The 21,874-nt window shown below is 43.8% G+C and carries 23 protein-coding genes; 8 read left to right on the forward strand and 15 right to left on the reverse strand.

The genetic code is table 11. The annotated features are described in order from the left end of the window. From QFZ77_RS23950 to QFZ77_RS23985, 8 genes are all read right to left on the reverse strand, one after another. On the reverse strand, nucleotides 1-825 hold the full coding sequence (locus tag QFZ77_RS23950) for a M55 family metallopeptidase (protein WP_307443214.1): 825 nt from the start codon (nucleotides 823-825) through the stop codon (nucleotides 1-3). A gap of 124 nt (nucleotides 826-949) precedes the next feature. Beyond that, a complete protein-coding gene (locus QFZ77_RS23955) occupies nucleotides 950-1,306 on the reverse strand; it encodes a DUF3870 domain-containing protein (protein ID WP_307443215.1) in 357 nt (118 codons plus the stop codon). A 144-nt stretch (nucleotides 1,307-1,450) separates the two neighbouring features. Then, complete coding sequence (locus QFZ77_RS23960) at nucleotides 1,451-2,605, reverse strand: serine hydrolase domain-containing protein (protein ID WP_307443217.1); 1,155 nt, start codon at nucleotides 2,603-2,605, stop codon at nucleotides 1,451-1,453. Between the two features lie 193 nt (nucleotides 2,606-2,798). After that, entirely contained in the window at nucleotides 2,799-3,248 is a 450-nt protein-coding gene (locus tag QFZ77_RS23965; RefSeq protein WP_307443219.1) for a DUF3888 domain-containing protein, read from the reverse strand. Between the two features lie 378 nt (nucleotides 3,249-3,626). Next, complete coding sequence (locus tag QFZ77_RS23970; RefSeq protein WP_307443220.1) at nucleotides 3,627-4,280, reverse strand: M48 family metallopeptidase; 654 nt, start codon at nucleotides 4,278-4,280, stop codon at nucleotides 3,627-3,629. A 202-nt stretch (nucleotides 4,281-4,482) separates the two neighbouring features. Then, entirely contained in the window at nucleotides 4,483-5,019 is a 537-nt protein-coding gene (locus tag QFZ77_RS23975; RefSeq protein WP_307443223.1) for an NADPH-dependent FMN reductase, read from the reverse strand. An 87-nt stretch (nucleotides 5,020-5,106) separates the two neighbouring features. Beyond that, on the reverse strand, nucleotides 5,107-5,511 hold the full coding sequence (locus QFZ77_RS23980) for an ester cyclase (protein ID WP_373462765.1): 405 nt from the start codon (nucleotides 5,509-5,511) through the stop codon (nucleotides 5,107-5,109). Between the two features lie 64 nt (nucleotides 5,512-5,575). Beyond that, complete coding sequence (locus QFZ77_RS23985) at nucleotides 5,576-5,923, reverse strand: ester cyclase (protein WP_307443226.1); 348 nt, start codon at nucleotides 5,921-5,923, stop codon at nucleotides 5,576-5,578. A gap of 251 nt (nucleotides 5,924-6,174) precedes the next feature. Here QFZ77_RS23985 and QFZ77_RS23990 point away from each other — a divergent pair, with 251 nt between their 5' ends. Then, entirely contained in the window at nucleotides 6,175-6,930 is a 756-nt protein-coding gene (locus tag QFZ77_RS23990; protein WP_307449791.1) for an ArsR/SmtB family transcription factor, read from the forward strand. Nucleotides 6,931-7,033: 103 nt separating this feature from the next. Continuing rightward, nucleotides 7,034-7,186: a hypothetical protein gene (locus tag QFZ77_RS23995; protein WP_171688098.1), complete on the forward strand. Its 153-nt coding sequence runs from the start codon at nucleotides 7,034-7,036 to the stop codon at nucleotides 7,184-7,186. Nucleotides 7,187-7,212: 26 nt separating this feature from the next. Here QFZ77_RS23995 and QFZ77_RS24000 read toward each other — a convergent pair whose 3' ends face one another. From QFZ77_RS24000 to QFZ77_RS24010, 3 genes are all read right to left on the reverse strand, one after another. Then, a complete protein-coding gene (locus tag QFZ77_RS24000; RefSeq protein ID WP_307443227.1) occupies nucleotides 7,213-7,518 on the reverse strand; it encodes a glycoside hydrolase family 30 beta sandwich domain-containing protein in 306 nt (101 codons plus the stop codon). A 68-nt stretch (nucleotides 7,519-7,586) separates the two neighbouring features. Then, nucleotides 7,587-7,850, reverse strand: coding sequence for a hypothetical protein (locus QFZ77_RS24005; protein ID WP_373462766.1), 264 nt, complete (start codon nucleotides 7,848-7,850; stop codon nucleotides 7,587-7,589). 158 nt (nucleotides 7,851-8,008) lie between these two features. After that, on the reverse strand, nucleotides 8,009-11,707 hold the full coding sequence (locus QFZ77_RS24010) for an FIMAH domain-containing protein (RefSeq protein ID WP_307443229.1): 3,699 nt from the start codon (nucleotides 11,705-11,707) through the stop codon (nucleotides 8,009-8,011). 810 nt (nucleotides 11,708-12,517) lie between these two features. On the opposite strand from QFZ77_RS24010, the gene QFZ77_RS24015 reads away from it, so the two are divergent. Beyond that, a complete protein-coding gene (locus QFZ77_RS24015; RefSeq protein WP_307443231.1) occupies nucleotides 12,518-13,075 on the forward strand; it encodes an NADPH-dependent FMN reductase in 558 nt (185 codons plus the stop codon). A gap of 316 nt (nucleotides 13,076-13,391) precedes the next feature. Beyond that, the gene (locus QFZ77_RS24020) at nucleotides 13,392-14,477 is read left to right on the forward strand and encodes an SDR family oxidoreductase (protein ID WP_373462648.1); all 1,086 of its coding nucleotides are present in this window, start codon (nucleotides 13,392-13,394) and stop codon (nucleotides 14,475-14,477) included. 75 nt (nucleotides 14,478-14,552) lie between these two features. Here QFZ77_RS24020 and QFZ77_RS24025 read toward each other — a convergent pair whose 3' ends face one another. Beyond that, nucleotides 14,553-14,927 (reverse strand): winged helix-turn-helix transcriptional regulator, encoded by a 375-nt coding sequence (locus tag QFZ77_RS24025; RefSeq protein ID WP_307443233.1) that lies wholly within the window; start codon nucleotides 14,925-14,927, stop codon nucleotides 14,553-14,555. A 171-nt stretch (nucleotides 14,928-15,098) separates the two neighbouring features. Here QFZ77_RS24025 and QFZ77_RS24030 point away from each other — a divergent pair, with 171 nt between their 5' ends. From QFZ77_RS24030 to QFZ77_RS24045, 4 genes are all read left to right on the forward strand, one after another. Then, nucleotides 15,099-16,160 carry an LLM class flavin-dependent oxidoreductase gene (locus QFZ77_RS24030; protein ID WP_307449797.1) on the forward strand — a complete coding sequence of 354 codons (1,062 nt, stop codon included), beginning with the start codon at nucleotides 15,099-15,101 and terminating at the stop codon, nucleotides 16,158-16,160. A 256-nt stretch (nucleotides 16,161-16,416) separates the two neighbouring features. Continuing rightward, nucleotides 16,417-16,806: a PaaI family thioesterase gene (locus QFZ77_RS24035; protein WP_307449800.1), complete on the forward strand. Its 390-nt coding sequence runs from the start codon at nucleotides 16,417-16,419 to the stop codon at nucleotides 16,804-16,806. A gap of 98 nt (nucleotides 16,807-16,904) precedes the next feature. Next, nucleotides 16,905-17,588: a helix-turn-helix domain-containing protein gene (locus QFZ77_RS24040; protein ID WP_307435529.1), complete on the forward strand. Its 684-nt coding sequence runs from the start codon at nucleotides 16,905-16,907 to the stop codon at nucleotides 17,586-17,588. Further along, a complete protein-coding gene (locus QFZ77_RS24045; protein ID WP_307449187.1) occupies nucleotides 17,567-18,463 on the forward strand; it encodes an IS3 family transposase in 897 nt (298 codons plus the stop codon). Before QFZ77_RS24040 ends, QFZ77_RS24045 begins: the two co-directional genes overlap by 22 nt. A 149-nt stretch (nucleotides 18,464-18,612) precedes the next feature. On the opposite strand, the gene QFZ77_RS24050 is transcribed toward QFZ77_RS24045, so the two are convergent. From QFZ77_RS24050 to QFZ77_RS24060, 3 genes are all read right to left on the reverse strand, one after another. Further along, nucleotides 18,613-19,032: a phytanoyl-CoA dioxygenase family protein gene (locus QFZ77_RS24050; RefSeq protein WP_307443235.1), complete on the reverse strand. Its 420-nt coding sequence runs from the start codon at nucleotides 19,030-19,032 to the stop codon at nucleotides 18,613-18,615. Between the two features lie 100 nt (nucleotides 19,033-19,132). Then, complete coding sequence (locus tag QFZ77_RS24055; RefSeq protein WP_307443236.1) at nucleotides 19,133-20,839, reverse strand: ABC transporter substrate-binding protein; 1,707 nt, start codon at nucleotides 20,837-20,839, stop codon at nucleotides 19,133-19,135. A gap of 97 nt (nucleotides 20,840-20,936) precedes the next feature. After that, complete coding sequence (locus QFZ77_RS24060; RefSeq protein ID WP_307443238.1) at nucleotides 20,937-21,872, reverse strand: carbohydrate ABC transporter permease; 936 nt, start codon at nucleotides 21,870-21,872, stop codon at nucleotides 20,937-20,939. Nucleotides 21,873-21,874 lie beyond the last annotated feature (2 nt).

Raw genomic sequence — 21,874 nt, forward strand, 5'->3', positions numbered from 1 at the left:
TTAACAAAATGCCGTTCTCATCGCCAATTCCGTCATAACCAACATGGCTTGGTAGGCCTCTAGAATATTTTTAGCCTGAAAAGTAACAATAGGGCTATTATCATCAATGGTCGTACCCGGCATCAAGTGTGCCCATTCTGCTTGACCATAGTTGGCAAATTCAATCTTCAACACCGGATTATCCGGCGTTACGAGCGGCTTGACCTTACTGCGATTAGCTAATGCTTCCCTCGTTTTCTCCCGGAGCAGCTGTCCGCTTTTTTCCGGGGTTAGGCACAAAGCCGAAGTCCGGGAAATCCGCCTTTTCACAATCGCTGTCGTGATTCCCGGAATAAGCTCCTCCGCTTCAATCGCAGTCTCATCGTCCCCAGCTACCAATAGAACAGGTACGCCGTAATGACCGGCAACATAAGCATTAAAACCCAGCTCGCCAATTACTCTATCATTTATGTACATATTACGAACGCCGAAGATCATCGTATGGCTTAGTACCCCTTTGGTGGCCGCTCTAGTGTGATAGCCTAGAAAAGCCGCTCCTGCGAAAGAGGCGTCTAATCCTTGTACCATGGAAAACGGCTTCACATCACCTGAGATCAACTGTGTTTCGGGATGGAGCTTCTCGATCAACAGATTGTTCATTTTGGAGTGACTATCATTGACGATGACTTCCTTGCAGCCTGAATCAAAAGCAGTTCCTATAACATAATTGGCTTCATCCGTCATGATGTGCTGCCCGCGAGTATAGTTGTACTGTCTAGAATCGATAAACGTGTTATCGACAAGTCCAGTGATGCCTTCCATATCAATGGAAATATACAGTTTCATAGGTTATCCTCCCATAGTGTAGAGTTGCAAAAACCCAGCAAACAGCCAAGGGAACATTCATCCCAAGAGACTATTTGCTGGGTTTTATTTACGGGTATGTTTCCATACGGATAAATAAAGCAGCTTACACTGTACCGGAAGATTGGAAACCCAGTTCTTCTCGGCCGTTAAGTGCTAATTTATATTTTTTGTGTGCGTCTTTATACGCTACGCTCAGAGCCTTCTGAGATGATCCATGATATCTGCGCCGGATTTCCTCCGTCACCACATCAAGGAGCAGCATATTGTGACCGATAAAGATCGAGCGTACAAAATCCGATGTAAGCGGAATTGTGGATGAACATCCTGCATCGATAATTTTATGGCTAGTGGTATCCACGACAAGTCCGATAAAAAATGCGTTGTACTGCTGAGTAATAGGATTGTTCACGGAAGCTTGAGCGTCGCCGATAACATAAATTGTGTCTTTGTCGTAAAGCAAACGACCACTCTCCTAATTAGCATTCTGTTCGGTTTCCGAGCGGGATGTGGGAAGGGGGGTGCTTCCTACGACCGCCAGAAGCTAGAACACTAATGGTGTAATATATTCTAACATCGAATTAACATGTTGTAAATAATGAATCACTTACTCAAGGAAAGTGGCATGCAATAACCGTGTAAGCTCTTCTTCTGCTTCAAAATAAACGCCATGATCTTTTCTTTGGATAAGACCGTTCATCAGTAAAATAAAGCCCCATTTTTCCTGTTTATGAAAATACATATCGCTAAGCAGTCCATAAGCATCACCGGAATGTCCAATAAGTCTGTGTCCCGGGATCAGATCGTCTGTAATCTGAAACTGGAGCCCGCAATTACGGAAGAAGCCATCTCGTCTATGTCCCGACCAATGAGGGAAGTGCATAAGGTCCACTGTCTCTGGCTTCAGAATTTGAACGCCGTTCAATTCACCCGCATTTATATGCGCTTCCAAAAACCGCGTTAATTCATCTACATTTGTGCGCAGTCCGCCTTGAGGGCTGAAAAGTGCTCCGTTGGTGCCCGGTATATATCCGCTGTAATCGATTGCGTCCGGTTTTCTTCCACGAAAATCGTCCGTTCCTACAATAAATCGATCATTGACCTCGGAATATTCATACAGCACAGCAACGGAATCCATATCCTTGAGATCGCCAATATGAAAACTCGTCTCGTTCATTTGAAGCGGTTCGAACAGATGCCACTTGCAATATTCGTCAAAACGTTCATTCGAAAGCCGTTCCACGACAGTTGCTAGAATGACGGCACCCAGATTTGAGTATTCAAAGCAATCCGAATCCCCGGCCTTCCCTTCTCCCCAGAGGTTGTCCGTGTAATAAGTCCCGCCTGGCAATAAGATATCCGCAAGACGTTTTTGGGGCGGGTTCTCATTTCGCGAATCAACGACAAAGCGAACATATTCATCTTGCAGCCCCGAAGTATGGGTCATGATATGTTTGAGCGTTATCGGTTTATCTGGATACTTTGGATTACGCACCAGAAACCCGAGTAGTTCTCCTACATCCTGATCGATACCGCATAAGCCCTTCTCCACAAGCTGCATAATCGCTGTCGCGACCACTGTCTTCGAAATTGAAGCAATCCGGAAAATGGTTTGAGTCGAAACGGGTATGCGTCTTTCCACATTCGCCCATCCATACCCTCCACACCAAATCAAACGCCCTTCGTAAATCATCGAGGCTGCTAAACCAACGATCCGATGCTTGTCCATAATCTGTTGGATCCGTTCATCCAAAGATTTCAAGGCGATCCTCCTTTGTCCTTTTTTGGCAAAAGAATTTATCGATATATTTACATTATAATAAAGTCTATTCCTGCTGTGTAGCATTTTTTTTGTTAGAAAAACGTGGGCTTAGGACAATACGCAAAAACAGTCAAACCTCGACTGCTGCCGATGGTTTGACTGTTATCTTAGGATTATAGGTTTAACTGCTTCGTCACTGAATGGTTAAGAGGTCTTGATAATTCGGTGGAAAGTCCTTTTTATTGGGTCCCTTCAAATGTTCAAATTTCACGAGTTTAACATCTACTCCGGATTTCACTTCAAATGTAAAGAGATCGTCGCCAACAGCAATATGAGGTCCCACAGTAGGAGTTGCTTCAAGTGTAATCTGAAATTCAAACCCTCGAAACCCGTTTAATCGATCTACCTGTTTAACATCAATAAAATAAGGATACAAATCTGGTGCACCTTTTAAATCCGTGGAATACACCTCAGAGAGCTTGTCCTTCATATATGGTAATAAAAACAGCACAAGCATATCTTGTATTTTCAATTCCTTGGAATCTTTTTCAGGCTTTGTATGTGCTGAAGCAGCACAAGAAATTTGCCATGTAACTAATGATGCAATGATTAGAACATAAACAATGACCCATTTGTTTCTCATTGAAAAGCCCCCCTTTGTTAAACTACATTGATAAGTTTTCCAAAAGGAGTGATGTTCATCACTTTAATCTGCGCGCTACCACCAAAAATAAAACAGGTCGCCGCGGCGCCTGCTTCATAAACTTTATCTATTAATGATCGTTCCTTGTTAGTTTCAAATTAGAATTAAACCCATCCGAACGGCCTAATGACTCGGACTTCAACATGCTTTAAGCCCTGTTCGACTGCCCAATCCAATGCTTCCTCGAAATTAGCTGAAGACGTATTTTTCGAAGTATAGTTACATTTTTTAAGCATTATACTCCTTGTCTAAATAGAAAAAAGTCAACCGATTCACTTAGACCGGCTGACTTTTTCAGATAGTATTGAGTTCTGTTTCTCAAAGTGTCATAGCATGTCCATGCCGTGCCAAAAACGCTTCCTTTTCTTTATAATCCGGCATAATGCTTCCTACACGTCTCCAAAATGATCGATCATGATTCATATGAAGGAGATGACATAGCTCATGAATGATGACATAATCAATAACTTCAACTGGAGCCATGGCTAACCGATAATTAAAGGTTATTTTTTTGTCCGAGCTGCAGCTTCCCCACTTGGTTTTGGACTCATCTACCTCAATCGTTTTGGGTTTTACTTTTAGTTGTGTTTGATAAATTTTGATTCGTTCCCCTACAATCTTCTTGCAGCTTGAGAAATAGAACTTCTTAAGATTCATTTTCAATTCTTCTTCATTTAGCTCATCCGTCTCGATTAACTCATGGAGAAAAACATATTTTCCAAGATGAAGGAACTTTCCTTTATCTTGATACTCTCTTGTCTTCGGGGTTTCTCGAGCTTCCGCAATGAGTTGTAATTTTTCCGAGATCCCTTTCCCATGATGTTTCACAGCACTCATCACCATCTCCTTACTTGTATCATTAGGAGCTTTAACAGTTATGAAACCCATAGAATCAATATGAATTGAGATCTTTTTTCTAATTCCATATTGAACATTAAATTCTATCGTATTATTTTCAAATTCAATTTTCATAAACATCGTTCCTAAAAGGTTATTTATAAATCGTATAAAAGTATCAAAACATTTTTCCATTTATTTTGCAATGTGGGAAACCTTTATGTTAGTTAAAATTAATAGAAAACGCTTGATCCCTGAGTATGTAAGGACCAAGCGTTTCTCATCTGGTGATTGTCTAGTTTTTCATTTGCCCACAGTCGTCGGATTGGTTCTGAACCTACTTGCGCAGTGTTTGAAGCGCTCCACTCCATGCGATCACTTGATCCAGCATAAGTTTAATATTGTGAAGATGTAATTCAGCTGGCTTAAATGTGCTATAATTCTCAAAATCGGTAAATATCGATAAAGTTGGATGTGCTTTCACATCAGCAATTAGTAACTCTCCTAAGATTCCTCTCAGATGCTCAGCCGCTCGTGCCCCGCCAGTTGACCCATAACTAATGATACCTGCAGCTTTGTTATTCCATTCCTCACGTGCTAAATCGAGTGCGTTTTTTAAAGCACCAGTAATACTGTGATTGTATTCTGGCGTAATAAACACAAAACCATCAAGACTATTCAATTTTTCAGTCCAATTTTTGATTTGTTCTTCGCTGCCCGGATCACCAAAAAAGGGCAATTTGTAGTCTGCAATATCCACTAACTCGTAGCTTGCATCTCCGCGTTTATCTGCAATTTCTTTGACCCAATTTCCCACTTGTGGACTCACCCGTCCAGGTCTAGTACTTCCTAAAATAATTCCAATCTTCAGCATATAAAGAGCCTCCTTATGAATTCCTATTTTGAGCTTATGATTCAATTCTGCAAGTATTCTCATGTGTTATTTGACTGCATCCGGAAATTAGTTGGCTTGTAATTGGCGCCACATTGTCATCATATCGATCCAACCTCGATGTTCGGCAATCTTACCATCTACGACTCGATATTGACGGTACAGTGTAACATCAATTGAATTGCCTGTAGGTAAGTTTCCAAAAAACAATCCCTTATGCGTACCTCTCACAACCATTCTTACGATTACCTTCTCCCCTTGAGCTACGATCTCTTCCACTGTGTAGAGTTTATCAGGAAATGCCTCTAATATTCTTCCAGCAAATTGTTTCAGACCTTCTTTTGATTGATAAGAGAGCTCTTGATAATCGGTTGACAAAAATTGTTCTGTACACTCCAAATCACTTTGATTCCAAAAAGCCTCGATAAACGCTGTTACCGTTTCAATATTTTTCTGTTCAATTGTTATCACAATAAAACATCTCCTTTGTTGATATATGTTTGCCTTTTACTACCTCATTCTCGTTCAGAACCTGAAGTTAATTGGCTTTAATTTGGGGCAAAAGTGTCGCTGTATCGAACCAACCACGATGTTCGATAATCTCGCCATCTACTACACGAAATTCACGAAACTGAGTGACCTTAACTGAATTGCCCGTAGGTGAATTTCCTGCAAACGCACCTTTATGCGTACCTGTCATAAAGATTCTCGCTATTACCTTCTCCCCTTGGGCAATGACCTCTTCCACTGAGTAGTGTTTATCAGGAAATGCCTCCCCTATTTGATTAGAAAAGAATTGATCTGTACAATCCAAATCATTTTGATTCGAAAAAGCCTCAATAAACGATGTTACCGTTTCAATATTCTTCTGTTCAATCGTTTTCATAATAAAACATCTCCTTTTTTGTACATACATGAAATGCTTTGAGACAACAATGTTTTCGAGCGATTATGTTACAATAACTAGTCGAGTTAGACGGATCTGTTTATCGCCGGCTGACAAACAAACTTGTTTATGCTAATATGTGACTATACTGTCACCTTTATAATACGTTACCATTTGGTAACATGTCAAGAACAAAAAAAGCATGCTCGTAAGCATACTTTTAGAAGGAGGCGTTCCAAGTAGATAACGATATATTTAAGGCACTTGCTGATCCTAGCCGTCGCACACTCTTAGATCTGCTTCACGCAACAGATGGGCGAACGTTGAACGATCTTTGTACCCCTTTGCAAATGTCAAGATTCGGTGTAATGAAGCATCTTAATATTCTGGAGGAAGCCAACCTCATTACCACCAGAAAAGTTGGCAGGGAAAAGCTGCATTATCTAAATTCAGTGCCCATACGACAAATATACGACCGATGGGTGAGCAAATACGCCGAACCATGGGCTATCGAATTAACATCACTTAAAAACGAATTGGAGCGTGAAACGAATATGGAGAATAAACCCCGACATGTAAACCGAATTGCCATTAAAGCGACACCCGAACAAGTGTGGCAAGCCATTACAGATCCGGCCAAGACATCAAAGTTTTGGTACAATTGCGCCATCCGATCCAACTGGGAAATTGGCTCCTCTTTCGAACTATGGAACCGAGAGGAGAAAAAACTAGCAAATGGAATCATTCTCGAAATGTCTCCTCCACATAAGCTGGTTATGAGTTGGCAGTTCCCCGCGTTTCCAGACACGGCCTCTGAAAGCCCGTCACGTATTACGTGGGAAATCGATTCTCATACCGAGTTAGACGGTATTACCCTTGTAACAGTCGTGCATGATGAATTTGAACAAGCAATAAACACCGCAAAGATTCTTGAAATGGGTCTACCTATTGTACTTTCGGGTATGAAGACATTACTTGAAACCGGCTCAACACTTACTAACGATTAATAAAAGCAAATAGAAAACTACGCTTCTTCATAAGCGTCCAAATCCCTACTCGAATAAATGGCTTGATCTTGGAAACTCTAATTCAATGAAAGGAGGTTCAAACATGGTTGAGTACACAAATATTCAAGACAACTCCGAAGAAATAATGAATTGTATTGTTAACTGCGACACCAACACCGAGCAAGATCAGAAAAAAGTAGATAAAAACCTTTTGAACAGCATCCCAAACGAAGAAGAATATATCGATGAACCTTAATTCACTAACCGCCAAAGATGGCGGTTTTATTTTATCGCGCCTCTCTTTTCTCCCATCCATACGAAAGTAGCTGCCGCGCCAGCAGGAAGCACGTATGAGAACGACTTGCTTCCCCGCTGCACCTTGAACGATCTGCTCTCAGCAGCTGAATTAAAAGCGACGAGCACCTCGGAACCGTTCTGATTTCGGAAGGCGACATCCTCGATATTTCCGCTGCCGAGCGCGTTCGAATCGATCCTATAAGCTCCCGCCCGCACAAACTTACCCGCATGCCCGAAAGCATAATACTCCGGATTATAGGAAATCGCCCCGATCTTCTGATCGATCTTCACGAAGCCGCGACATTTGGGACAACCCCCGTTCTTGGGCCCGTACGTTTCATCAAGGGCCAAATTCCACTTCAGACTGTCCGCGAAATCAGGGGCCCATAATCGATCGAAAATTTCCTAAGCTCAGGATCAGTCCGCCCTTCTGGCACATCGTCATATGTGTAGCTCTTTAGAGAAAAATCCGCGGCTTCCATCGGGAGCCACAAATAGCTAATGCCGATGCCTTGCTTATGATCGAACAATTTATTCATCAGATCGCTTCTTTGCTCAGGATTTAGCTTGTTCGCAATCAACCAGTCGGATGAATCCGTCATAGCCGCACCGAAGCCGTCGATCTATTGATACTTTTTCTCCCTATCGATGACAATGGTAGAATCATTCGGTATGTTATCCTTTACCCAAGCCAAATCCGCCTCTTGATGAATTGACCATAAAAAAGCATCCGGCCTCCAAGGATGGCCGGATGCTTTTGCATATAATACGTAAATGCTCTTTATTTTGCGGACCAAATTTCGATCAAAGCTTTGGCATCAGCCGTGAGGATGGACTTCACTGTTTCGGAGACGTTATCTGTCATCGACATATTATTCAGATGCTTCAGGAAATCCTGCATATGTTTAAGCGCTTTGTCTTTGTCGCCTTTGCCCAATTGATACAGCGCCTGGTCCAGGCTGTTGCGCAATTGGTTAATCAGGGGCCCTTTCAATTCACCTGCTTTGGCATAGCGGTCAATCAAGTTGGACAGTCCTTCGGGGGTGGCTGCAATGGTAAAGCTAACAGTTTCATCCGTCTTATTGCCGGCCAGATCGGTGATAACGATCTTCAGCGTATGGAGGCCAAGATTGCCGGTCAAATCTACGGAAGCGCCGTTTTCCAAACGCTTTCCGTCCAGGGCGAGTTCCTGGCTCTCTAAGCCGGACAATGCATCGTTCGCATTCAAGAGCAGCGCAATCGAACGGTCGTCGGAGAAAACAGCATTTTCCGCAAGCGGTTCCCCGTTTGCCGTCAGAACAAAGACCGGCTTCGTTTTGTCGATCTGGACGCTTAGCTCCTTTGTTTGCTCGATGTTACCCGCAGCGTCAACCGAGCGGAACTGCAGCCGATACACGCCTTCGTTCTTGAAAGCGATTGACCCAGCATAGGTTTGCCATTCCGTGTTATCCCCTACCTCGTATTCCGTTTTCACTACAGCGGAGAGATAGTCAAGCGCCGTCAGTGCGACTGACCCATCCTTGTTCAGCCAGCCATTCCGCAGCGACGGCTCGATCCGCACTTCCGTTTTAGGAGGTGTAACATCTTGCGGATCTACCACCAAGGTCGGTGCCGATATCATTAACTTACGGGAATTCGGGTCTGTTCCTTTTGATCTAACGGCGACTTTGGACACATCGGTTATGCTGCTTGGTAAAGTATAGCTTGTTGCGGTTACCGGTAAGTCAGCAAGTACAATTACTCCATTATAAATTGCGTAACCTTCGCTTAAATCATTAGTATCCCATTTCAGATTTTTAGCTAACTCATTTGCTTCAATTGTAAGATTCTGTGGAGGAGTTGGTGCATTGAACACTTGAACCTGTGTAAGACGTGGAGGTCCTGTTAGATCCGTGCCGGAATTACCGCCTGATGCGTTCTCTACCATTACCTTGATATATCTGGAATGATAGGTCTTACCAAGGTTAATTGGATAGGAACCATCTTCAGAATCAGTGCCTCCATTATTGTTGCCAGTTGCATACGTATAACCTTGAGCAGTCTGTCTATCCACTTGTTTAAACGTCATTGCGTCAAATTCAACAGCCGATGTATGGTTTCCAAAATCATCAGATACATAAACAGTTGCACCTTTTAACCTGTTGGATTTTGCAAATAGTCTTAATTGGCTAAAATCCATAGCCTGGCCAAGGTCAATGACGAAACTGCCTTTTCTCTCTCCGTCAGTACCCAGCCATGAATAATTTCCGATTTGATTCAGACTGGTGACGTTGGTAACATTCCATTTTGTCGGATCTTCCAGTACACCATTGGTCAGTTTGTTTGCATTACCGTATTCGTTAGCCATAGCAGATTGCATCTGGATTGGGTTGGCACCTGCTGCCCTGCTTAGGTTATACGCTTTTTTATTAAGGGCAATGTTTACTGATGATAAACCTGATGCCACCTTTCTTATAGTTATGTCAGCAAGTTGAAGCGAAGCGTCATAGGCAGAGTTGGTTCCGTTAGCAGAGCTGCGGTAAATGCCCCATTTGGGACGCAAATATTGATCAAATGCAGCTGGATATTCCGTCTCGAAGCCGCCGACTCTTTCCGGTCTTCTCCATATATCTTTCATACCGTCACTTGCGCCTTTGTTTGTGAACACTTGATAAACATCCGGGCTGTCATAAGTGTATACCTTACCGGTTACCCTATCCGTTATCTTAATTGTGAACCAGCCGCTATCCGAAATAAGCGCGTTAAGTTCAACCTTAATCCAGTGGCCGTCGATTTCTTTTAACGGAATTCTCATCATGGTCTTATCGCCGTCATATCGGTTATGATTCACGACCAGATCCCTGCTGTTCGTTCCCGAAATCGACATAGCCATGATATAAGCACCGTTTTCACCGCCGTTGTTTCCACCCGGTAAAGTATCAGGCGCTTGGCGATTCACAGCCTTCAACTGGAAAATATGTCTGAAGTTTGATTGATTCCACTGATTGCCGTCCGGAATATTCCAGAGCCATTCATAGGAAACCAAGTCGCCTTCATAGGCTACAAAATCGCCGTTTGAATCTTCACTGGGGCGAATTTCAACCCGCTGCCTGTCCGTGATAGCTGCACCGTCAACCACATAGCCTAAATTCCGATCAAAAACACCTTTGTGGCCATACTCACCGTCGCGAATCTTATCAAGGAATTCATTATTCAAGCCTCTGCCGTTCGCAATGACCTTGAATACATTTTTTTGCAAGGTACTGTCCCAAATGCTTTTAATATGGTCGTCGGCCGCAGTCGCCTTAGTCTGATCACCGTAAAATTCGTGGTAAGCGTCTCTTATTCTTTTGGTAACGCCTTCTACCGGCTCGTCCGTCCCCATTGCGCCGCCTAAAATGTTATAAGGAGATACGCCTTCAATTGCGTTCATCTTGATCGTCTTGTCATTCGCACCATAACCGCGGGCAATTACGTCCAATGCAAATATGGATGGGTTTCCGCTGTTAAAATGAAAGTTGAATTCATTCGTACCAAGTGGCAGTTTGGCAAGGTATGGAAGAGAGAATGTAACTGTGCTGCCAGTTAACGAGTAATCGATATTCGGACGAAGCGCAGTATCGCCTTTGGTAATGCTCGTAAGCGTCTGTCCACTCGCAAGGCTTATATTTGTAGATATAGGTGCAACCTGATCCCATGTGCTGTAGGTATCCTTAGCAGGTACCAATGCGGTTGTGTTAGATACCGAATCTTTGCCGTAGATAGCCAAGCCGGATATCCCCATCGTTGAACTGGTATCATTCGCGCGCTTATCGCTGGGTCCAACAAGTAGCGTGTTGATCATCACATACCGTGCTGTAAACGGATACAAGAATGTCTTGGTATCATAGCCCCATTGTTGTCCGTTGTAAGTGACATAAGACCATAAACCTTCCGTTTCCGTCCCGCCGGCTAGCGTCCAGCCGTTTGCCTTCCAATTATAATTGTTTGCTGTGTCGGAGGCGGTGGGAGCACTTGCCCAAGAATTAGAGTCATTTGTGTAATAAACCTCAAATCTTGTCGCATTGCTTTGGATATTTGCAATTGTGTTGGGTAATTCAAGGTAAAGTTTATCAATCGTTTTTGGAACGCCCAAGTCAAGGGTCAATGCCAGTGAGGATGGCGAATAGTTACTCTTATAGACATTTGAGCTTGAATTACGCCAGTAGCCGCTGCCTCCCGATCGCAAAGCGTCTACTCCTGGATGATCAGCAGCTTCTGAACTTACCTTTAGATTCACACCTGCTTGTGGTGTAAAACGAGAGGGATCCAACAGATTGACTGAACCCGTTTCTGCAGGAAAATAAACAGCTTCCATTACCGAAGAGTTGAGTGTATTGGTATCTGGCGTATTTGCATGAACCGTTGATGCTGGATGAGCGGACAGATTAATAAACGAAAAAGCAAGTGCAAATGAAAGAACTAAGCTTACTATCTTTTTTTGAACCTGTTGCTTAAACATTTGAAAGCCTCCTTATTTTCGTAATATTAAACGTTTACGGTTTCCGCGCCTATTTGTTCGGAGGTGTCCGATTAAGCGCGTTTTCCGCGCTTAATCGGCATGAAGGCGAGGGACGGTCATCTGGGAAGTAAATGTGAACATGTCACTCGATCCCGAATAAAAAAAACGATTCTGCTAATGACAGATAAAATCAGACTAAACTTCTTAACAAAACGAACCCCTTCTTTCCTCATTTTTGCGAGACTGGTAAACGCTTTCAATTACCATCATAATGAATCGATGAAATTTCTGTATTAGTTAATTTATGATACACATGGAATTTTTTACGATTTTACCATGCCGCTGATCTCGTAAACAGCAAGCAAAGCAAAACGCTCAACCTCCCCGATAGTAAATTATCGGCTTAAATTGAACGTTCAACGCATCCTTATCTTATTCTCAATATTGTAATTTCACATTGAGAGGTATCAGAAAACCCACTCGGCAGCTTGTTCCATGGTTCGTCTTGTTGTTTCACGCGGTTCATGCACACGATAGCCAAATGCGATCATTACGCTTATGCCTTATTTCTTCACCCTATGTTCTTTGGTATTTGGATATATAGGTTTATGTATAAACACTGTACATGTCATACGACGACTTTAGTTCATCCTAAGATCTTAGGAAACTTTGGTTATAACGGTTGTTTCGTTTGAAATGTAATGAAGTTGTCTGTTAAGATTTTCCTTGGGTATAAAACGGAAGGGGGTTATTGGAACTAAATTTCAGAATGCAATAAAAAATAAAGTCAACATAACGGAGGAAATAACAATGCTAAAAATCGGAATCATTATTGGCAGCACGCGTCCAGGACGCAGAGGTGAAGCAGTCGCTCGATGGGTTCTCGAGATCGCACAAAAACGCAGTGATGCTGAATACGAAATCGTGGATATTGCTGATTTCAATTTACCGCTATATGATGAACCAAAGCCGCCTATGTTGGCTCAATATACAAAGCCGCATACGGTGGCTTGGTCGAAAGCAATCCATTCGTATGATGGCTATGTTTTCATAACACCCGAGTATAATCATGCGGTCTCCGGCGCCCTCAAAAACGCCATTGACTTTCTTTTCAATGAATGGAAAGATAAGGCGGCAGGTATCGTTAGTTATGGCGGTGGCACTGGCGGGGCTCGTGCGGCAGAAAACCTGAGACTCATCTTAGGTGAGCTGCATGTGGCTGACGTACGTGCTCAGGTCACCCTTTCGCTCTTTACGGATTTTGAAAACTACAGCGTTGTGAAGCCCGCACCTCATCAGGAAGCAGCCGCCAACACACTGTTCGATCAAGTCGTCGCCTGGAGCGGCGCATTAAAAACGTTGCGCTAACACTCCAACCAATCGAATAAGAAAAATAAGCTGGATAGGGTTCGCCTAATCCAGCTTTTTTGATTGTTAAATCACTATTTTGAGTTGCGATTACGCTTATACTCTTCGATCTCAGCCCAAATTAAATAAGATAATAGGGTATTCACCAACCGAATAAAGCATATTTTGAATTAATTGTGGATTCCACCAAAAAAACAACTCCTCTTCAATAAACCTCATCCATATATTACCATATTCTGCCTTATATTACTTCTAAGTAACTATATGACTTCAAAGTGCGTACTTTTCATTCAACACGCCAAAGTGCACAATGATCATGAAACCACCACGGAGTAGGAGAGGATATTTTATGGAAACAAAAGAAGCCACACCACACAAAACCGCTCTTGTTGTCGGAGCTAACGGCGTTATTGGAAGAAATCTTATCGCATATCTGGAGCAGCTTCACGACTGGGATATCATTGGTGTGTCACGGCGGGGTGGGGAGTCGAACAACCGAGTCCGCTATATAGCCGTCGACTTACTTAATGAAAATGATATCCGTGACAAACTTGGAAGTCTAACAGAAGTCACACATATCTTCTATGCTGCTTATCAAGACCGTCCTACCTGGGCCGAATTGGTCCCCCCAAACTTAGCCATGCTCGTCAACATCGTCAATGCGATCGAGCCAATCTCTCCATACCTCCAGCATATCAGTCTCATGCAGGGCTACAAAGTATATGGTGCGCACCTCGGTCCCTTCAAGACACCAGCTCGTGAAACAGATGCCTATCACATGCCGCCTGAGTTTAATGTCGACCAACAACAATTCCTTGAAAATCGACAGAAAGGCAGCAACTGGACCTGGTCGGCGCTTCGGCCTTCCGTCGTATGTGGATATGCATTGGGCAATCCAATGAACCTAGCAATGGTTATCGCAATCTATGCTTCCATGTCAAAGGAACTTGGGTTGCCGCTCCGTTTTCCCGGTAAGCCGGGAGCCTACAACAGCCTTCTGGAAATGACCGACGCGGGATTGTTGGCCAAAGCCACCGTCTGGGCAGCGACAGATGAACGTTGCGCGAATCAGGCGTTCAACATCACGAACGGAGATCTCTTCCGGTGGAACGAGCTTTGGCCAAAGATTGCCGCATATTTCGGACTAGAGACAGCACCTCCGCTGCAGATGTCACTGGATGTAGTCATGGCCGACAAGGAGTCGTTATGGAACACTATGGTGAAGAAGCATGGGTTGGTGGATAACAGCTATAGTGACGTTTCTTCCTGGCGGTTCGGTGACTTTGTTTTTTCTTGGGATTACGACTTTTTTGCTGACGGTACGAAAGCGCGTCGTTTCGGCTTTCACGAGTTCATTGATACAGAAGCAATGTTCCTGAGCATCTTCGAGGATTTGCGTTAACGCAAAGTTATTCCATGACCTAACACAAGAAACTGGCCTCTGAATTCCAGAGACCGGTTTCTGTCTTATTACTGATTATATTCCATTCAAGCGTGGTGAACTTTCCACGATCTTGACCTTATCACCGTACACACGCTCAACATGCCTATCTCCCCATCTGCACATGATATGAAGAAGTTCCTTCAAGCTCCAGCCATACTCGGTCAGCTCATACTCGACTTTTGGCGGCACCTGGTTATATGAAATCCGGGTAACAACCCCATCCTCCTCAAGTTCTCGCAGCTGCTGGGTTAGCACTTTTTGTGTAACCGTTGGCATCAAGCTCATCAGCTCACCGTTGCGTTTCGTACCGAACGTGAGATGGAACAAAATGACTGGCTTCCACTTGCCTCCGATCACCTCGAGCGTTACTTCTACTGCCGTATTATATGTTTTCCCCGGTTCCAGCATAGGATTTGCATCGCCTCCCTACCCTTTACGATACCGTCTCAAGCTCGCAGGTGCAAGCTCTAAGTATTTTAACATTCGTTCTAATGTATTCGTTGTCCCTCTCTTCTCTTACTAAATTTGAGAAACCATAAATAAATGAGTTAATATAGATAATGAAGGAGGCGAAACATGATGGCCGATATGGCAACTAACATAGAAATAGGAATAAGTACTTTCTTGGAGACGACACCAGACCCAGTGACAGGAGAGGTCATCAGCCATGCCGAGCGATTACGCAATGCGGTTGAAGAAATCGTACTAGCCGATCAGGTCGGGCTTGATGTCTATGGCATTGGAGAGCACCATCGTACCGATTACGCAGGCACCTCGCCTGCTGTTGTTCTGGCTGCAGCAGCTGCCATGACTAAGCGGATAAGGCTCACGAGCGCCGTAACCGTGCTGTCCTCAGACGACCCGGTTCGCGTGTATCAAGCTTTCTCTACCCTTGACGGCATATCAAACGGCCGGGCCGAAATTATGGCGGGCCGGGGTTCGTTCATTGAATCCTTTCCGCTTTTCGGATATAGTCTGGATCATTATGACGAATTGTTCGACGAAAAGCTGGAACTGCTGCTTGCGATCAGATCTTCCGAAAAGGTATCCTGGCGCGGCGGTCATCGTCCCGCCATCCATAACCTCGGTGTCTATCCCCGGTCCGTTCAGAACCCATTGCCTGTGTGGATCGCAAGCGGCGGGAATGCACAATCCGCTGTTCGGGCAGGAATGCTGGGTCTACCGATCGTATTCGCTATTATCGGCGGAATGCCCGAGAGTTTTGCTCCCTTAGTTGCACTCTACAAAGAGGTTGCCATGAAGGCTGGGCACGATCCTATCAAGCTGTCCATTGCGACGCACTCGCACGGATTTGTCGGAGAAACTACGGAACAAACTGCCGATTTATTCTTCCCTTCAACGCAGGCCCAAATGAACGTCATCGGACGTGAGCGGGGTTGGGGGCAGAATTACAACCGCGGTACTTTTGATGCCGCACGTAGTATTCGTGGCGCTCTTTATGTCGGCGATCCTGAATACGTTGCAGAAAAGATCATTCTACTGCGTAAAAATTTGGGAATAACTCGTTTCTTCCTACATGTAAATGTCGGAACAATGCCGCACCGTGAGGTCATGCGGTCAATCGAACTGCTCGGCACTAGGGTTGCGCCAATTGTACGACAGGAGCTTGCCCGAAGCTAGTCAAAGAAATAAATGAGCTGTGCTAAGCCCCTCCATCGCCTATTCCGACAGAGAATATGAGCCTATGTTTGTAACGTTGGACATAAAATAAATACAGCTCCTACTTTGTATGATCATTGTCGATTTGTCCGAAGATGTTCTGGTGTTGACGGAAGGTTTCTTAAAATTTTCTAGACCTATGGAGGTTTTGGTTATGATCGTATCCGAAGAAATTTATCAGTCCTACGGCATGGAAAAAGATTCCTTTATTGCGTTTATGAAAGAAAGAAGTCAGAATACCGCTATCCGTACGCTAGGCATTGAAATTGTAGAGCTAACTCCCGATCGCGTTGTGATGACGATGCCAGTTGGACCGGCCACACACCAACCAGCAGGGATTTTACATGGAGGGGCTTCTGTCCTATTGGCTGAGACCGCAGCTTCTATCGCTTCTGAAATTAATATCAATAAAGAAAAACATGCAGCTGTAGGACTTGAAATTAACGCCAATCACCTCAAAAGTAAGAAAGATGGTATCGTAACAGCTGTTGCAACTCCTTTGCACAAAGGCAGGAAAACAATGGTTTGGGAAATTAAAATTTCCGATGAGAATAACCAACTCATATGTATTTCTCGCTGTACGGTCGCGATCCTTGACAAAAAATGATTTGCTTAATAATAATGAAGAGGCTGTCTCACTTTGATATGCTCCCCTTTAAGTAGACAGGTTAAATAAACAAACCGCTACTTGAAGGGGAGTTTTCTTTGTCCAAAAAGAATCAATATAACGCTATAGAGAAATTAGCGGTTATTAAAGAATGGGAAGAAGGCACTGGTAATCGGGCGGAAGTTGCCCAGAGGTACAACATCAGTATCAATACCTTAGTGAAATGGCGACATCGGTATGAATTGTACGGGATGGAAGGATTAGAAATCCGAAGTGGTAAAAGTAGCTATTCCGTGGAACTTAAGCTTCGAGCTGTTCACGATTATTTCTCAGGTCAATATTCTCAATACGAAATCATCGATAAGTACAAAATTGCTAGTCGTACCCAACTCAAACGTTGGATTGACAAGTATAATGGTCATAGCAGCTTTAAACCAGATAACAAGGGAGCAAGAGCTATGACAAAAGGTCGATCTACAACATGGCAGGAACGAATCGATATTGTACTCTACTGTCTTACACATCAGCATGACTACCGGAAAGCCGCGGAGCAGTATCAGGTCTCCTACCATCAAGTGTTCCAGTGGGTAAAAAAGTACGAAGATGGTGGACAGGATTCATTAAAAGACGGTCGGGGACGGAAAAAGGCAACGACGGAAACGTTAAACGAAGCGGATCACCAGAAGCTCGCAATGAAGAAGCTGGAGTATGAAAATGAACGACTTAGAGCGGAGAATGCATTCTTAAAAAAGTTACAGGAATTGCAAAGGAGGCGACGTTAAGCGGGCACCGACAGGAACATGTTTACCTGGCTATCCAGTCCATCCAGCAGGAAGATACGTTTAGTCTACAGCTGCTGTGTGAGATTGCCGAGGTCCCACGGTCAAGCTATTACAAATGGCTCAACCACAAACCTAGTTTGCGTGAACAAGAAAATGAGGGGCTTATAGAGGCTTTGCTTTTCCTGCATGAGAAAGTTGGTGGCATTTACGGATACCGGCGACTAACCCTTCATTTGCGTCGACAAACCAAGCAGCGGATTAACCACAAACGTGTGTATCGCCTTATGAAGCTGGCAAGAATCCAATCGGTTATTCGCAGAAAGAGAAAGAAACATACACATTCCACGCCTCAACATATTGCCCAGAATCTGTTAAAACGTGAGTTCCACGCAGAGTCCCCAAACGAAAAGTGGTTGACAGATGTAACGGAGTTGAAATACGGCAATGGCCAGAAGGCCTATCTCAGCGCCATTCTAGATCTCCATGATAACACTGTAGTCTCCTATGTTTTGGGACACTCCAACAACAATAGTCTTGTATTCCAAACCGTCAAATTGGCCTTACGAGCGACACCAGGAAGCAAACCGATGCTTCATAGTGATCGGGGCTTTCAGTACACCTCTTTAAAATTTAAGAGGTTATTTGGCGAGAAACTCACCCAGAGCATGTCCCGGGTTGGCAGGTGCATTGATAATGGTCCCATGGAAGCATTCTGGGGAATTCTTAAATGTGAGAGGTATTATTTGCGTTCATACACTACCTTTGAGGATCTGAAGAAAGACATTGATACCTACATCTATTTTTACAATAATGAACGATTACAGGCGAAATTAAACGGCCTTAGTCCAATGGAATTTAGGACCAAGACCGCTTAGAATTTTTAATTTTTTGTACTGTCTACTTGACGGGGTGCAGTTCACTTTGGGGACAGCCTCTTGTTTTGTCATAAAGCCTATCTCACAGTCATCTTCGGCGACTTTTTGCACAGCCACTTTTGCTGCAATGATGTATTTCATCGTTAGATTCAAGTTGAGGTAGCATTACGATTGCTGCATCGATGTTTTACATCGTTACGAGGGAGATTGGGAGTATGACGGCTCATCAAAGATTCGACGGCATTAAGAATTTTACCATTGCTCATTAAATGAAAATAACCAGTTATCCGGTCACGCCAACTACGCCCGTATTTCAAAAATTCTTCAGCGGTTAAATGTTCAAAAAGTTCCGCTAGTCGATATTTAAACGGGCGTTCAACCAATTTATCCTCAATTAGTCCGTCACGAAACAATTCATCGGCAATCATTGAAACCTTATACGTCATCGCTTCTTGCGCTGGCGCTAATTCATCATTTGATAGTAAACGATCAAGTACGATGTAACCTTCCTCATTATAAAATTCAATTTGTTGTTTAGTTAAATATCCGCTTTTATTTTCTACCGCCATCTCTATCACCTTCCATTATTAAGTCTCAACGGATAAAGAACCTTCAACCCACTGTAGGTTTGAAGGTTCTTTGCAAACTCATAATAGCAAACGCAATTACTTATTTTTTATACACTTTGTCGTAGGCATCCTGATAGATTTTGATAAATTGATCCATGCCGGAATCTTTAAGGCCTTTCACGTAAGCGTCCCAATCTTTGTCGATGCTTTTGGCCCCCATGATGAATTGCAGCATGGACTGTTTGACGTAATCCGTAATAATCGGCTTCAACTGTTTCACTTGATTGGCCTGGTCGTTCGTCAAGAAAATATCCGTAGGGAACTCTTCTTTCGGTTGATGCCCCTCGTACAATTCCTTGGTGGCCTTGTACAAGCGGGTTTCCAAGCCATCCATCGTATAGATTTCCTGGCTGGCTGCATACGAAGTTTCGCGATATTCGGCTGAACGAAGGTTCGGTCCCATTTGATTCCAATGATCGTTCTGCACCTGACCTACCCCGTAAGACGTTTCCTTAACCTTGAACTTGGCTGCAGTTCCGCGCGTGTTTTTATCGTTCGCTTCCGCCTTCACCCAGTTACGGCCTTCTTCCCCAGAGTTGGACGTTGTCGTCCCCTCTTCTGAGTACAGATAATCGGCTAGACGAATGGCCGCTTCCGGATTTTTATTTTTATTCGTTATTGCAAAAACCGAGTTTCCGATGCCGATGTAGTGTGCTGTGAATGAGGCTCCGTCCGGTCCTGTAAGCGGCGCGATCGGATCATAGTCTTTGTGGCGTGTTGCTGCCGGCGATGCATCCGTAAATTCACCAAACCAGCCTGCAGGAATAGCGCCGGCGATCGCCGTATCCGGGCTATTCCCTTTTTGGGTAAGCGCATCGGATTTTTGTGTAAATGCTTCTTTATCAATTAAGCCTTCCGCATACAGTTTATTCAAAAATTGCAAACCTTTTTTGAAGCCTGGTTGGTCGACCGATGTTGCCAGCTTGCCGCCGCTCATCATGAAATAGTTGTTATCCGCATTGTAATAGACGAACGCGTTCATCACGAACGTCTCAACATCCGTATGCCAACCTGTCGGTGAACCCGTGAACGCAATTTCGTCTGCCTTGCCATTGCCATTTGGATCCTTCTCCTTAAACGCTTTGAGCATGTTATAGAAATCGTCAGTTGTCTTCGGCGCGCTAAGACCGAGCTTTTGCAACCATTTCGTGTTCACCCACATTTTGGCTGAAAACTGGCAGTGATAGCATTCATTTACGGAAGGGATCGCATAAATATTTCCATCTGGCGCAGTGATCGCCTTCTCCAAATACGAAATATCTTTAAACGCTTTCTTAATGTTCGGTGCGTATTGATCGATTAACTTGTTTAATGGAATCAAGACGCCTTGTTGCCCGTACAGCAGCTGCTCCTCTTTCGTTAGATTCCCTTGCATGAAAATATCGGGATAGTCGCCGCTGGCGAGCAGCAGCTGCTTCTTCTCATTCAATGCCGCTGTTTCTCCCGGCACAAGCTGCCAGTTCAAATGAATATTCGTCTTTTCTTCCAAATACTTGGTAAACCAATTCGTATTCAAATCTGCAATATTAGCCGATTGCGGCGCGAAAGCACTCATCGTAATTTTATTTTTGGCGATAGGAAAGCCTATTGCATTAACGTTCGCTCCCCCGTTTACGCTTCCACCCCCATCAGGGCTAGTGCTATCCTTCGGCTCATCACTATTGGACGTACAGCCGATTACAAGCGAAGTGATGAATAAAATCAGGACCACCGATAACCATGTTTTTCTGGTTCCTTTACTTACCATATTCAAAACCCTCCCTGTTTTTTAAAGATAATCAATCCTTGGGGGCAAACCTGATCTGTTCGTGCCTCGCATCCCTCCTTTCAATATCTAACTAGATTCAACCTTTCAGAGAACCAATCAATAACCCCTTTACAAAATGTCTTTGTACAAAAGGATACAGAATAAGAACGGGTGCGCTTGCGACGACGATCAGCGAATATTTAAGCAGCTCCTTCAAGCCTTGTCTTTCCGCAAGTTCTCTGACATCTTTAATCATCGTAGGATCGATCGAATTCAGAATTAGAATGTTCCGTAGAATGAGCTGAAGCGGATACAGATTAGCCGATTTCAAGAAAATTAATGCTTCAAAATACGAATTCCAATAGCCGATAGCGTACATGAGCACTAGTACGGCAATGATGGGTTTGGAAAGTGGAATCACGATACGAAATAAAAACTTGAAGTCGCTGCATCCATCCAAATGTGCGGCCTCCGTTAGTTCAGAAGGAATCGATGTCTGGAAAAACGTTCTCGCCAGAATGACTTGCCATACCGAAATTGCGCCTGGAATAATCATCGCCCCTCTCGTATCGAGCAAGCCCATCCCTTTCACGGTCAAATAATAAGGAATTAATCCCCCACTGAACAGCATCGTAAAAACAAATAGTGCAGTAATGACGTTGCGTCCATAAAAGTTTTTTCGTGAAAGCGGATATGCGGCCGTTATCGTTAGCGTTACGCTAAGCAGTGTCCCGAAGAAGAGATAGAACAAAGAGTTGCCGTACCCCGTCAAGATTTGCGGATTTTGAAACACAGCTTGGTAGCCACGAAGGGTTGGTTCAACCGGGAACAGCCAAACCTTGCCTGAAATAACAGCTGATGACGAGCTGAATGATGAACTAATAATGTAGATGAGCGGATAAGCTACAATAATCAAACATAGGATCAAAAACAAATAGACAAAGAACAAATACAATCTGTCCACACTATTTTCAAGAATGCGGGTAGGTGACTTTCGCACTTCTAGCATCAGTGTCTGTTCGGGATTAGCCATAA

This window comes from Paenibacillus sp. V4I3 (genome assembly GCF_030817215.1).
Classification (GTDB): Bacteria; Bacillota; Bacilli; order Paenibacillales; family NBRC-103111; genus Paenibacillus_E.

Excerpts from the sequence above, each read along its gene's own strand:
- QFZ77_RS23970 (WP_307443220.1), bottom strand. The coding sequence starts at position 4,280 with ATGAAAATTGAATTTGAAAATAATACGATAGAATTTAATGTTCAATAT.
- QFZ77_RS23985 (WP_307443226.1), bottom strand. The coding sequence starts at position 5,923 with ATGAAAACGATTGAACAGAAGAATATTGAAACGGTAACATCGTTTATT.
- QFZ77_RS23975 (WP_307443223.1), bottom strand. The coding sequence starts at position 5,019 with ATGCTGAAGATTGGAATTATTTTAGGAAGTACTAGACCTGGACGGGTG.
- QFZ77_RS23950 (WP_307443214.1), bottom strand. The coding sequence starts at position 825 with ATGAAACTGTATATTTCCATTGATATGGAAGGCATCACTGGACTTGTC.
- QFZ77_RS24060 (WP_307443238.1), bottom strand. The coding sequence starts at position 21,872 with ATGGCTAATCCCGAACAGACACTGATGCTAGAAGTGCGAAAGTCACCT.
- QFZ77_RS24010 (WP_307443229.1), bottom strand. The coding sequence starts at position 11,707 with ATGTTTAAGCAACAGGTTCAAAAAAAGATAGTAAGCTTAGTTCTTTCA.
- QFZ77_RS24050 (WP_307443235.1), bottom strand. The coding sequence starts at position 19,032 with ATGGCGGTAGAAAATAAAAGCGGATATTTAACTAAACAACAAATTGAA.
- QFZ77_RS24020 (WP_373462648.1), top strand. The coding sequence starts at position 13,392 with ATGAAACCACCACGGAGTAGGAGAGGATATTTTATGGAAACAAAAGAA.
- QFZ77_RS24025 (WP_307443233.1), bottom strand. The coding sequence starts at position 14,927 with ATGCTGGAACCGGGGAAAACATATAATACGGCAGTAGAAGTAACGCTC.
- QFZ77_RS24055 (WP_307443236.1), bottom strand. The coding sequence starts at position 20,839 with ATGGTAAGTAAAGGAACCAGAAAAACATGGTTATCGGTGGTCCTGATT.
- QFZ77_RS24015 (WP_307443231.1), top strand. The coding sequence starts at position 12,518 with ATGCTAAAAATCGGAATCATTATTGGCAGCACGCGTCCAGGACGCAGA.
- QFZ77_RS24035 (WP_307449800.1), top strand. The coding sequence starts at position 16,417 with ATGAAAGAAAGAAGTCAGAATACCGCTATCCGTACGCTAGGCATTGAA.
- QFZ77_RS23965 (WP_307443219.1), bottom strand. The coding sequence starts at position 3,248 with ATGAGAAACAAATGGGTCATTGTTTATGTTCTAATCATTGCATCATTA.
- QFZ77_RS24030 (WP_307449797.1), top strand. The coding sequence starts at position 15,099 with ATGGCCGATATGGCAACTAACATAGAAATAGGAATAAGTACTTTCTTG.
- QFZ77_RS23995 (WP_171688098.1), top strand. The coding sequence starts at position 7,034 with ATGGTTGAGTACACAAATATTCAAGACAACTCCGAAGAAATAATGAAT.